The following is an 11,943-nucleotide window of genomic DNA, read 5'->3' as shown; positions in this document are numbered from 1 at the left end:
ATTTAATTAAAAAAAGAAATTTATTATGAAAACACAAAGAATAGGCATTACATTTTCGTCTTTCGACTTACTTCATGCCGGGCATATTAAAATGCTTGAAGAGGCAAAAACAGTCTGTGACTACCTTATCGTGGGTCTGCAAATTGACCCTTCTCATGATCGCCCAAATAAAAATAAGCCTACACAGACTATTGTGGAGCGATATATTCAGCTAAGAGCGGTAAATGCTGTGGATGAAATTATACCTTATTACACGGAGCAGGATCTTGAAGATATTTTAAAATCGTTTGTAATCGATGTAAGGATTATCGGGGACGACTATATGGATAAGGATTTTACCGGTAAAAGATACTGTGAGGAAAAAGGTATTGAGATCTTTTACAACAAAAGAGACCACCGTTTTTCTTCCAGTGATTTGAGAAAAAGAATCTATGAAGCTGAAATGGAAAAAAATTCTAAAGCGGAAGCTGCAAAATAAAAAAATCCCGAAAAATTTTTCGGGATTTTTTTATGTGTTTATAAAGCTTACATTGGTCCGCCCTGCTGATCATCTCCGGCAGCATTGGAGTTGATGTCTTTTTTACGTTTCGGCTGTTCCACTTTCTCTCCCTGTTTGAATCTGTAGGTAAACGAAAGAGCAAACTGTCTTGGTTGCCACTGCATGTAGTTCCGACGGATGAAATCTGTACTATAACTGTAAATTTCTCTACTTCTAGTATTAAAAATATCCTGAATATTGAATGTAATGGTAGCGTCACCTTTCAAAATTGTTTTTGATGCACCAAGATTTAAGGCATACATATCCTGAGTATCTTGATTCGCTGTTTTCTGTGCCCCTCTGTAAAAACCCTGTAACTGAACACTTAATGTCTTATCGATTTTAAATGTTGTATTAAGTCTGGCTCTCGTCGAAAATCCATCTCCTGTAAAATCCATTGAACCTACCTTTTCGTTACCAACAACATCTTTTGCATTATAATAGGCGATACCGGAGGTTTTATATCCGAACATATCAAGACTTCCCATTAGCTTCAGCCAGGAAAAAGGATCGTAAGTGAAATTAAGATCTAAACCATATCTTTCATCTGTTCCCAAATTAATAGGCTTTGTATAGAAGACACTTGTGCTTTCATCAGGTCTGTATACAAGAAGTTTTGTGTCGTCTGTAGTATGTCTGTAGTAAAGAGTAGGATTAACAGTAAATTTTTTTCTCGAAACGCTGTAACCTAACTCATAAGAATCTACATAGGACGGATTAAGATCAATATTTCCTTCGAAAATATTCTGGCTGTTGCTGTAACTTGGGAAAGGCACCATGAAGAAAGATCTTGGTCTATCTATTCTACGCGAATAGTTTACTAAAATCTGATTATCCTTTGATAATTCATAACTTAAAAACACACTCGGGAATAAATTATTGTAATTTTTCTTTTTATCAACGATAGGAACAAAAGAGGGTTCCAGATTATCGTAACTGATTCTAACATTTGAAAGCTCATCTCTCAATCCGACTTGATATCCGAGGTTACCAATTTTGCTTTTAAACTGAAGATAAACAGCGTTGAAAATCTCTCTATAATCTGTAGTATTATTATAGCTTGGAATAAAAGGATTATTTGCTGTGCTGCTTACAAAATTATCATAATCATTATTGTTTACATCAATTCTATATCCCGCTTCAATCTTAGACTGTTCGCCTATAGGAAGTTCATAATCTGCTTTACCGACTAACGTTTTACTTACAGAATTTCGGCGTGTAATATCTTCAAGGATCGGAACAGAATCCATCGTCTCCAAAATATTAGAATTATTATTACTTCTGTTTCTCTGTAAGCTCAGTGATAAAGATATGTTCTGGCCTTTATCGTCAAACTTATGATCCAGTCCTATATCTCCCTGAAACGCAAGATTATTATTGTATCCCTTGGAATTTCTCTGTGAAAAAGAATTGATGGAATTCCAATTGTTCTGAGCTTGTGAATAACGGTAGAAGCTGTCATACGTATTAAGAAGCTCCGTATTATTTCCGTCGAATGTTCTTACCACTCCCGAGAGGTTAAGTGATGTCTTTTCTGAAATATCATATACAAAACCCGCACTTACATTATAATTGTCATTATAACTGTTATTGGTGGAGTTTTGAAGTTGATAGGTCGCAATATCTCTTGGCTGAACAAATAAAGGATCAGTAGGATTTACGGCTGGGAAGACAATGTTCTGATAAGTAGTTTCGGTGTCATTTTTACTTTTATTTTCGGAATAGCCTCCACCTCCGTTCAAAAACCATGTCCAGTTATTTTTCCTCCAACTTAGATTGGTATTGAGTGCAGTTCTTGGTAGATAGCCTAAGGTTCCTGTAACATTGCCGTTAAAACCAACTTTTTTATTTTTCTTCAAAATAATATTTAAAATACCAGAGGTTCCACTCGCTTCAAATTTAGAAGAAGGGTTGGTAATGACTTCAATTCTCTCAATCTGATCAGCCGGAATACTCTGTAAAGCATTGGCTCCATCATCAATTCCCAGTAGGGCAGATGGTTTACCGTTAATCAAAAACCTTACATTGGAACTACCTCTCATTGAAACTGTTCCGTCGGTATCTACAGAAACCGAAGGTACATTGGACAGAACATCCTGGAGATTTCCTCCTTTGCTTACAATATCCTGAGAAGGATCATAGGTCCTTTTATCCAGCTCAACTTTATACGGTTTCGCAGAAGGTGCTGTAATGACAACTCCCTGAATTTCTCCTGTTTTAATGTTGGTTGCACTGGCTTCCGGGTCGATAGAAAGCGCACCGATATTTCCTGCCGCTGCAATCTGTTTTGTAACGACACTCTTTTTGTAATCGATTGCCTCAACAGTTATATCGTACTCGCCGGGGGTAAGGTCAAGCTTATATTGTCCTTTTTCATCCGTAAGAGCTGCATCGCTGAACTGTTTGTTTGCTTTATTACTGAATGTAACAGAAGCATAAGGAACGGGCTGGCTGTTCTTGCTGACGACTGATCCCGAAATACCTACCTTCTCCTGTGCAAAAGCCAAAGCTGCTGCCGAAAGTACAAAAGTAAGCCCTAAGGTTTTTTTTGTAAAAATGTTAATGATTTCCGTCTGATTCATAAGGTATTTTTTGTGTAAAATCGTGAAAGATTTCTCTTAATATTATGAAATTATCAATTGATGCTAACTTCAAATATTAAGCCTAATTTATTATTTGTAAATATATATGTCGCTTTAAAACGCGAAATGTTAATTATTAAATTGTTAAAAAAAGTTAATTATGATTATTATTTTATATTATTTGAATTCAGCCAGTCCTGGTATGCCTTTGCATTAACGGCATGCAGCTCTGCACTGGCGGTAAATTTGTGGTATCCTAATCTGGCAGGATCGGCACACATAAAAATATAATCGTTTTTTTCAGCATTTAAAACTGCGTCTACAGAATTTTTATCTACTACACAAATAGGCCCGGGAGGAATACCTTTATTGGCGTAGGTATTATAGGGAGATGGCGTAGATAAATGTTTATAGAAAACCCTTTTAATGGGTTGTTGGAAATTAGTCTGTTTATTAATGGCATAAATTACCGTTGGGTCCGACTGTAATTTCATTCCTTTTCTGTAACGGTTAAGATAAAGCCCTGCAATCGTTTTCATTTCATCCTTTTTACCGCCGGATTCTTTATAAACAATAGAAGCTAATGCATAAATCTGTTCTCTTGTAAGACCTGACTGCTGCTCTTTTGCTTTTCTTTCAGAATTCCAGAACTCGTTATACTGATCGTTAAACTTCCTGAAAAATTCTTCCGGTGTTACCGTCCAGAAAAAGTTATACGTATCGATAAAGAAATATTTTTTAAGATCTTCTGCGCTGTTGTACCCTTTTTCAGCCGCAATGGTGTTCAGTCCTTTTACAAATTGTAAAGAATCCAGTTCCGTTTTTTTGGTTACTTTACCAAGCATCTGATAAACGTCTCCGAAATCACCGATTCTAAAGCTGTTCTCACTTTGATTTCCCGCTTTGATCATATTCACAAGATGAGCATTTCCCAATCCTTTCTGAAAATGATAGCGCCCCGGTTTGAAATATTTTTCCAGATCTTTTTCTTGAGCTACTGCTTCAAAGGCTTCTTTATTATCCACATATTTTGCGGCAGAATCTAAAATCTGTTTAAAACCGGCATTGTGGGGAATTAAAACATATCCGTCCTTTTTAATATTATTCCCGTAATATTTAGTATAAAACCTAAAACCAAAAAATCCACCTATCACAACAACAAGCAGGATAATGATGAGTATAGCTTTTTTCATGTACCGTTTGATTATATTTTTTATAAAAGGTCTGTTTTTCCCTTAAAAACTTGTTTTGCAGGACCTTCCAGCCATATGTTTGTGAAAGAATTTCCATTTTTTTCAGCATACACTTTAAGATTTCCTCCTAAAGTCTGTACATTCACGGAAATTAGATTGTTATTTTGAAGAAAAGTTAAAGCCGAAGCCGTAACTCCGGTACCGCAACTGTAAGTTTCGTCCTCAACACCTCGTTCATAGGTTCTTACAAATATCTCTCCGTCATTAATTTTTTCCACAAAGTTCACGTTGATTCCTTTTTCTCTGTAATTTTCGGAATTTCTGATTCCGCTTCCTTCTGCAAAAACATTATAATTAACGAGATCTTCAACATATTTGACGTAATGTGGCGAGCCGGTGTCCATCACAGTATCGCTGCCATCCTGCGAAATGGTTTCCACATCATTCATTTTCAGTTTTACAATTCCGTTATGAATTTCCGCTTCATGCGCTCCGTCAATAGCTGTAAAGTTGCATTTACCTTCAAAAATATCAAGGAAAAAAGCAAAGGCCACTGAGCAGCGGGCACCGTTTCCGCAAAAGCTTTTTGAACCGTCTGAATTATAATAATCCACTTCAAAATCAAATCCCTCTGCCTTATTTATTTTAATCAGTCCATCTGCACCGATTCCGAAGCGGCGGTGACAAAGTTTCTGAATACTGGCAACTGAAAGATCATCCCATTCTCCCGAACGGTTGTCAATCATTATGAAATCATTTCCTGTACCCTGATATTTGTAAAATTCCATGGAGCTGATATTTATCTAAATTAAGCTGGCAAAATTACTACAATTAAAATAAAAAACGGACAGTGTTAGCTGCCCGTCTTCTTATTTATAATCGTTTTATCTAAATCCGCCTCCATTGGTATTCCGATTGGTATTCGGCTGTGAAGGAGCTTGCTGGTTTGTAGATCCTGAACTGTTCCTGAAACCACCGTTGTTAGAATTGCCCGAAGAGTTATTTCTGAAGCCTCCGCTGTTGCTTTGAGGCTTTTGCGTATTCTGCTGCTGGTTCCTGAAGCCGTTGTTTGGTCTTTGGCTGTTATTCTGTTTGTTACTGTTTCTGAAGCTTCCGTTATTATTGGAAGTACCGTCATTTACACCTCCTCTGAATCCGTTATTAGGTCTTGCAGAGGTTGTTGCCCCATCAGACCTTCTTTCAATATAAACTTTTCGTCTTGAATTATTATAGTTCTGATAGTAATACGGCATGCCGTTATCATAATAATAGTTCATATTGTTCCGGTAATAATACCCGTCGTTTCCCCAATATCCGTCTCCGCCGTAATATCCCTGAGGAGCGTAATAATATCCGTTATCATAGTACGGATCTCCGTATGTACTTGCGTAAGGATCTGTATATGCTGTACACGATGCCAAACTTGCTATCGTTACAACGCTGAATGCTATTTTTAATAAATTTTTCATGACTTTTCTGACTTTTTTCTTAAACTTTCCTTCCAGGTAATATAGCCCTGGATTGCCATTATAGTAAATACCAAATATTGAACCGAAGTGATACCGAGACCTTTATAAATCATCATCGGAATGCAGATAAAATCCCCAATGATCCAGAAGATCCAGTTTTCAATACGTCTTTTTGCCATAAACCACATTCCGACCAGAAATACGGAAGTAGTTACAACATCAAGCCAGTTGCCCCAATCCAGATGGTATAAGCCCAGACTGACGTTTTCCATTGAAAAACTGTTGTCGATGTACGGTTTATAATAATACACTACAGTTACTAAGATTAAACTTAAGGCAAAAAGTAAAATCCCGTACAGCCATTCTTTTTTTGTAGCCCATGAAACCTCCACATGAACATGGTCTTCCGAGGTTTTTGCCCACAGAATCCACCCGTAAATACTCATTATGGTATAATAAACATTAATCATACAGTCTCCCAACAGCCCGAAATTGAAAAGAATATATACATAAATCAGTGTCGAAATAATACCGGTAGGATACACCCAGATATTCTTTTTAATGGAAAAATAAACACTTAGAATTCCGAATACAGTAGCGAAGGCTTCAAGGAAAATCTGCAGGTTTGTGTAGGTTTCGTAGGGCTTTACGAAAAGCTCATATAGATTCATGAGATCAAAAATAAACAAAAAAAGGCACACTTTAAAATGATTTAAATAATATGAAAATCAGTTTTTTATCAGCCTTTTGGTAAAATAAATGACGAAAATCTACTAATAAACGTTAAGGTTTCTAAAATTTTTATATTTTCGTAAATCTTTAATAAATAATAAAATATGTCTAAAATTTGGACCAAGAAACCGATGAGTGCTTTCGAAAACGATATGAAAAGCAGTCAGCTCAAAAGAGTACTCGGTAAATGGAGTCTTACGGCTATCGGGATCGGTGCTATCATTGGAGGAGGAATTTTCGTACTTACAGGTACCGGAGCCTATTATCATGCAGGACCTGCATTGGCTCTTTCCTTTATTATTGCAGGAATTGCTTGTGTATTTGCAGCATTATGTTACTCGGAATTTGCATCTATTCTCCCTGTTGAGGGTTCAGCGTATGCGTATGCGTACGGAACTGTGGGCGAAATCTTTGCCTGGGTCATCGGTTGGGGGCTCATCCTCGAATACGCGATGGGATCTATGACGGTAGCAGTTTCCTGGTCGGGATATTTTAATAAGTTATTAAAAATGTTCGGGCTGCATCTTCCTGATTACCTTACCTCAGATCCTGCAAGTTACACGGGAGAAGGTTTTTCGATGAATCTGCCGGCTTTCCTTATTGTACTTTTTGTAATTTCTATCCTTATCAAAGGAACCAAAGAAGCGGCTAAAGCAAATAACCTTATCGTAATTATGAAGGTTTCTGCAGTTCTTTTCGTAATTATTGCGGGGGTATTCTTTATTAACACAGATAACTGGGATCCTTTCATTCCTGCTGCTACAATGGTGAAAGAAGGGGAAAACCTGAAAGAAGCTTACGGTATTCAGGGGATTATTTCGGGAGCCGCTGCAATCTTCTTTGCTTATGTAGGTTTTGATGCTGTTTCCACACAGGCGGGAGAAGCAATCAATCCTAAAAAAGATGTGCCTTTTGCAATTATTGTGTCACTTTTGGTTTGTACAGGACTTTATATTCTCGTATCTCTTGTTTTAACGGGGATGATGCATTACTCGGACTTTAATCCGCAGGGGAAATATCCGGACGCTATTAAAGCTCCCGTTGCTTATGCATTTGAAATCGCAGGACAAGGCTGGGCAGGGTATATCATTACCATTGCAGCAACCGTAGGTCTGATCTCCGTATTAATGGTGATGATTATGGGACAGTCAAGAATTTTCTTAGGAATGTCTAAAGATGGCCTTATTCCTAAAATGTTCAGCGATGTGCATCCGGTAAGAAAAACACCTGCAAAAAGTTTAATGCTTTTGGGAATCATCATTGCAACGGTAGCAGCATTTACACCGATCAGTAAATTGGCAGATATGACAAGTTTCGGTACTTTATTCGCGTTTACAATGGTTTGTGTTGCAGTGTGGATCTTAAGAAAGAAAGAGCCTAACATGCCAAGAACATTTAAAGTTCCTGCACTTCCTGTAATTGCTACTCTGGGAATCTGTATCAATATTTATCTGATCTGGAACCTTAGCCACGAGGCTAAATACCTTTCAATGGCATGGCTTGCTTTAGGGGTAATTATTTATTTCACCTACAGTCTCAGACACAGTAAACTTCACAAAGTAGGTTATGGCGAAACGTTCAAAGCTGAACAGGAACCTCTACAAAAAACGGATCTGGATCTGTAAAAACAATATAATCAAATAAATCCACAGAATTCTGTGGATTTTTTATTTTTGTTATCTATGAAAAAAACAATACCATTCTTATTTTTATTCTTCGGAGTATTTTCATTCTCTCAAAAGATAGAAAGTTTTAAAACTATTTTAAATGATAAAATAAGCATCCGTGCTTTGCAGATCTATGACAATAAGATTTGGTACAGTGGTACCGATTCCAAATTCGGATATGTTGATTTAAAAAATTCTGAAAATCAGAAACAGATCAGATTATCTGAACAAAAACTGCAGTTTCGGACGCTGGCTCAGGATAAAAAACATTTTTACGCAATTAATATTGAGAGTCCTGCTTATTTTTTTAAAATTGATAAAAAAAGTTTGAAATATCAGATCGTTCATACCGATACCGCCAAAAATGCTTTTTATGATGCGCTTGCTTTTTCAGGAGAAAATGGCATTGCACTGGGCGATCCTTACGGAAAATGCATGAATATCGTAATAACAAGAAACAGCGGTAAAAGCTGGGAAAATTTGCCTTGTGAAACATCATTTGAAATAGGAGAAGGGGAAGCTGCCTTTGCTGCAAGCAATTCAAACGTTTTTATTCATAATGAAGAATTCTGGTTTGTGACAGGCGGCAAAAGATCGCGACAGTTTTATTCCTATAAAATGGGTGAAAAATTGTACGGAAAAGAAGTGAACTTTGTTAATGGCAGTTCTTCAACCGGAATATATTCTTTGGATATTGATCCTGTATCCCGATTCGGGATTGTAGCAGGAGGAGATTATACCAAGCAGGAAGCCAACATCAATAATATCGCCACAACCAATAGTGGTGGTGAAAGCTGGCAGATTCAGGCTTCCGGGGAAAATGCAGGTTATATGACTTGTGTAAAAATTAAACCAGGTTCCGCAGGAAAAGAAATTATTTCTGTTGGAGATCAGCATATCAGCTATTCATCAGATTTCGGAAAAACATGGAGAAAGATTTCTGATGAAAAGGGATTTTTCGTCTGCCAATGGATTGATGATAATACCGTTGTTTTTGCAGGAAAAGACAGAATTTCATTAATGAAACTTATATTCTGAAAGAATTTAGATTGGTTACAAATTTCTGAAAAAGGCCTAATATATTTCATGGTTAAAAATTCATCAGTTATGCGTAATTTTGCAGTATGAAACTTGTTGAAAGTTCATTAATTTTAAATCGAAAATGAATTCTTTAATAGATAAATATAATATTCCCGGTCCCAGATATACATCATATCCTACCGTTCCTTATTGGGACGAAAGCGGTTTTTCTCCGGAATTGTGGAAGCAGAGTGTCATCAGAACCTTTAACGAATCGAATGCAGAAGAAGGGATTTCTATCTATATTCATTTGCCTTTCTGTGAGGCATTGTGTACTTTTTGTGCCTGCCACAAACGTATTACCAAACAGCATAGTGTTGAAATTCCTTACCTGGAAAGTGTACTGAAAGAATGGCAGCTGTATCTTAACCTTTTTAGTGAAAAGCCTAAGCTGAAAGAACTTCACCTGGGAGGCGGAACGCCGACTTTCTTTTCACCGCAAAACCTTAAAACTTTACTGGAGGGAATTTTTGAAACCGTTGAAATTGCGGAAGATCAGGAGTTCTCATTTGAAGGGCATCCCAATAATACCACGAGAGAGCATCTTCAGACCCTGTATGCTCTCGGATTCAGAAGAGTAAGCTTCGGCGTGCAGGATTACGACCTTAAAGTTCAGAAAGCGATCAACAGGATCCAGCCTTTTGAAAATGTACAGAGAGTAACGGAATGGGCAAGGGAAATCGGCTACAGAGGAATAAGCCACGATCTTGTTTTCGGACTTCCGCATCAATCCTGGGAAGCGATGGAATATACCATCCGAAAAACGATGGAACTTAAACCGGACCGTCTTGCTTTTTATTCCTACGCACACGTTCCGTGGGTAAAAGGAGTAGGACAGAGAGGTTTTGATGAAAACGATCTTCCGAGCGGTGAGGAAAAACGCCGTTTGTATGAAGACGGTAAAAAATTACTGGAAGAATTAGGCTATATCGAAGTTGGGATGGATCATTTTTCGCTTGAGCATGATGATCTCTATCAATCACTTATCCAAAAAAAGTTACACCGAAATTTCATGGGGTATACTTCCAGCAAAACCCAATTGATGGTTGGTCTGGGAATGTCGGCCATTTCAGACTCGTGGTATGCTTTTGCCCAAAATGTAAAAACGGTGGAAGAATATCAGAAAATCGTGGAAGAAGGACATATTCCTGTCGTGAAAGGCCATATCCTCAATAATGAAGATCTTACGGTAAGAAGGCATATTCTGAACCTGATGTGCCAGCTTGAAACAACTTTTGATATCAATAATTCCTTTCCCGAGCTTGAAAATGCTTTTGGAATGCTGAAGGAAATGGAGAATGATGAATTGGTGGAAATAAATGGTCACCATATCCAGATTACAGAAAAAGGACGTGCTTTTACGAGAAATGTAGCCATGGTTTTTGATCTCAGAATGATGAGAAATAAACCGGAAACCAGGATTTTCTCCATGACGATCTGATTTTATGTACAGGAAATTTCTTCTGATATTTCTTTATTTATACGCACTGATTTTCAGTGTTTCTAAAACGATAAGAATACCGAACCAATGGGCACAGTCTCATTGGTTATTAGATTACAGGTTCGGGTTTATCAAAAGAGGGCTGGCTGGGGAAATATTCGGATTTTTATCTGAAAAAAATACACTGTCTATTACTGTTCTTTCAATCGTAATATTGGCTGCACTGTATTTTTTACTTGTGAAAATTGCTTTTCAGGAAACTCTGAGAAATGCAAAAAGTTTTTACAGGATATTGTTTTTTGTCATTTTCCTGCTTTCACAATACGCGGTTTTTTCTGCCCATTTGATAGGGTATCTGGATCACGTTATTTTTCTGCTGACCATTTTAGCAGTTGATCTCATAACACGGAATAAAATGTTTCTGGCGTCGCTGGTCGCGGTTTTCAGTATTTTTATTCATGAAATTTCGGTTTTTTTAATGCTCCCTGTGTGCTGTTTTGCAATCATTGTAAATCAAATTCGGGAAGGGAATTTTTCAATTAAAAATATTTTTTCCGGCAATATTTTAAAAAGGCTCATTTTATTTTTAAGCTTACCTTTTCTTACCGCACTTTTTATTTCTTTTTATCAGGAAATCAGCGGAGGAGATTACTATGCTCAGATCTTTTCCTATTTAAAAAACTCCTCAATTTCAGAGGGTGTAGCAGGTTCTGTCTGTTCAGCTTATACCAAAAGTTTTACGTATTATTTCAAAGAAGAGCACGGGCATTTTATACAGAGAGTTTTTATTTCGAAAGCAACAATATTTTATGGAATTCCTATTCTTTTTTGTTTATGGATGATTTTTAAAGAATTTAAATTAAAAAAGAATGTTCCCTTATTTGTTATACTGATTTTAATTACAGGTCTGCCGTTGATCCTGCATTCAATAGCATATGACACCTATAGAATCTGGACATTTCCATATATGATTCTGTTTCTGGGATTCTGGATTTTGAGCTTAAAAAACAACTGGGACAATAAGAATGAACAACAGAAACAATTATCAATTTGGGAAACTGTATTTTTTATAACTGCTTTCCTTTTTGTTTCTTTAATTCCAACTCAATTGTTTGATGGTGAGAAAGAAAGATTTTCTATTGCTGTAAAATTACTTCTTATCCTGCCTGTGATTCTCGTGTTGTATTTTTTAAAAAAAGCTCCAGTCAAAACTGACTGAAGCTCTTTACAGAACAGTCTGA

The 11,943-nt window shown here is 36.9% G+C and carries 10 protein-coding genes; 5 read left to right on the top strand and 5 right to left on the bottom strand.

The window, feature by feature from the left end:
- The first annotated feature begins 25 nt into the window (after positions 1 to 25).
- Positions 26 to 478 (top strand): adenylyltransferase/cytidyltransferase family protein, encoded by a 453-nt coding sequence (locus ACYT6F_RS18020; protein ID WP_472598999.1) that lies wholly within the window; start codon positions 26 to 28, stop codon positions 476 to 478.
- A 47-nt stretch (positions 479 to 525) separates the two neighbouring features.
- On the opposite strand, the gene ACYT6F_RS18015 is transcribed toward ACYT6F_RS18020, so the two are convergent.
- The 5 genes from ACYT6F_RS18015 to pnuC all read right to left on the bottom strand — a co-directional run bounded on the left by ACYT6F_RS18015 (position 526) and on the right by pnuC (position 6,453).
- Positions 526 to 3,120, bottom strand: coding sequence for a TonB-dependent receptor domain-containing protein (locus tag ACYT6F_RS18015; RefSeq protein ID WP_472598998.1), 2,595 nt, complete (start codon positions 3,118 to 3,120; stop codon positions 526 to 528).
- 167 nt (positions 3,121 to 3,287) lie between these two features.
- Positions 3,288 to 4,313: an endolytic transglycosylase MltG gene (gene mltG / locus ACYT6F_RS18010; RefSeq protein ID WP_472598997.1), complete on the bottom strand. Its 1,026-nt coding sequence runs from the start codon at positions 4,311 to 4,313 to the stop codon at positions 3,288 to 3,290.
- 20 nt (positions 4,314 to 4,333) lie between these two features.
- Positions 4,334 to 5,101 carry a diaminopimelate epimerase gene (gene dapF / locus ACYT6F_RS18005; RefSeq protein ID WP_472598996.1) on the bottom strand — a complete coding sequence of 256 codons (768 nt, stop codon included), beginning with the start codon at positions 5,099 to 5,101 and terminating at the stop codon, positions 4,334 to 4,336.
- Between the two features lie 96 nt (positions 5,102 to 5,197).
- Complete coding sequence (locus tag ACYT6F_RS18000; RefSeq protein ID WP_472598995.1) at positions 5,198 to 5,782, bottom strand: hypothetical protein; 585 nt, start codon at positions 5,780 to 5,782, stop codon at positions 5,198 to 5,200.
- Positions 5,779 to 6,453, bottom strand: a complete 675-nt coding sequence (pnuC, locus tag ACYT6F_RS17995) for a nicotinamide riboside transporter PnuC (protein ID WP_472598994.1) — start codon at positions 6,451 to 6,453, stop codon at positions 5,779 to 5,781. Before pnuC ends, ACYT6F_RS18000 begins: the two co-directional genes overlap by 4 nt.
- Positions 6,454 to 6,618: 165 nt before the next feature.
- Between pnuC and ACYT6F_RS17990 the strand changes: the two genes are divergently transcribed.
- The 4 genes from ACYT6F_RS17990 (at position 6,619) to ACYT6F_RS17975 (ending at position 11,921) form a co-directional block, all read left to right on the top strand.
- Positions 6,619 to 8,139: an APC family permease gene (locus tag ACYT6F_RS17990; RefSeq protein ID WP_472598993.1), complete on the top strand. Its 1,521-nt coding sequence runs from the start codon at positions 6,619 to 6,621 to the stop codon at positions 8,137 to 8,139.
- Positions 8,140 to 8,196: 57 nt separating this feature from the next.
- Complete coding sequence (locus ACYT6F_RS17985; protein ID WP_472598992.1) at positions 8,197 to 9,219, top strand: glycosyl hydrolase; 1,023 nt, start codon at positions 8,197 to 8,199, stop codon at positions 9,217 to 9,219.
- Between the two features lie 124 nt (positions 9,220 to 9,343).
- Positions 9,344 to 10,702 carry an oxygen-independent coproporphyrinogen III oxidase gene (hemN, locus tag ACYT6F_RS17980; RefSeq protein WP_472598991.1) on the top strand — a complete coding sequence of 453 codons (1,359 nt, stop codon included), beginning with the start codon at positions 9,344 to 9,346 and terminating at the stop codon, positions 10,700 to 10,702.
- Positions 10,703 to 10,706: 4 nt separating this feature from the next.
- Positions 10,707 to 11,921 carry a hypothetical protein gene (locus ACYT6F_RS17975; protein WP_472598990.1) on the top strand — a complete coding sequence of 405 codons (1,215 nt, stop codon included), beginning with the start codon at positions 10,707 to 10,709 and terminating at the stop codon, positions 11,919 to 11,921.
- Positions 11,922 to 11,943 lie beyond the last annotated feature (22 nt).

The sequence above is a fragment of the Chryseobacterium sp. NG-CE01 genome (genome assembly GCF_055695505.1).
Note: the sequence above shows the minus strand (reverse complement) of the source record. Positions and strands in the feature narration are given on the sequence as shown.